Genomic DNA, 301 nt, shown 5'->3' with positions numbered 1-301 from the left:
GCGATACTCGCCATCAAGGAGACCGGATATGGCAGCGATACACAGCGACGAGTTCAAGCGGGATGCGGTTCGCATTGCGCTCACCAGTGGCCTGACACGGCGTCAGGTTGCGACTGATTTGGGGATTGGGCTTTCGACGCGCGGCAAGTGGGTTAGGGCGATTTCAGAGGAGGCCAAGGTTCCCGCGCAAGATGCCGAGCTTCTGCGCGAGAATGAACGGCTGCGCAAAGAAAACCGCATTCTCCGGGATTTGAGCCGGACAAGAAAACAGTCCGGGGGACTGTTTTCCCGGCGAATGCGG

The 301-nt window shown here is 59.1% G+C and carries 1 protein-coding gene; it reads left to right on the top strand.

All coding sequences use genetic code 11. From position 1 onward, the window contains the following. Window positions 1-28: 28 nt before the first annotated feature. On the top strand, window positions 29-301 hold a 273-nt coding region (locus tag EGN72_RS00145; RefSeq protein ID WP_148114237.1), incomplete at its 3' end, for a transposase.

The sequence above is a fragment of the Pseudorhodobacter sp. E13 genome, from assembly GCF_003991405.1.
Classification (GTDB): domain Bacteria; phylum Pseudomonadota; class Alphaproteobacteria; order Rhodobacterales; family Rhodobacteraceae; genus Pseudorhodobacter.
The sequence above is the reverse complement of the archived record's forward strand: the minus strand, read 5'-3'. Positions and strand labels throughout refer to the sequence as shown.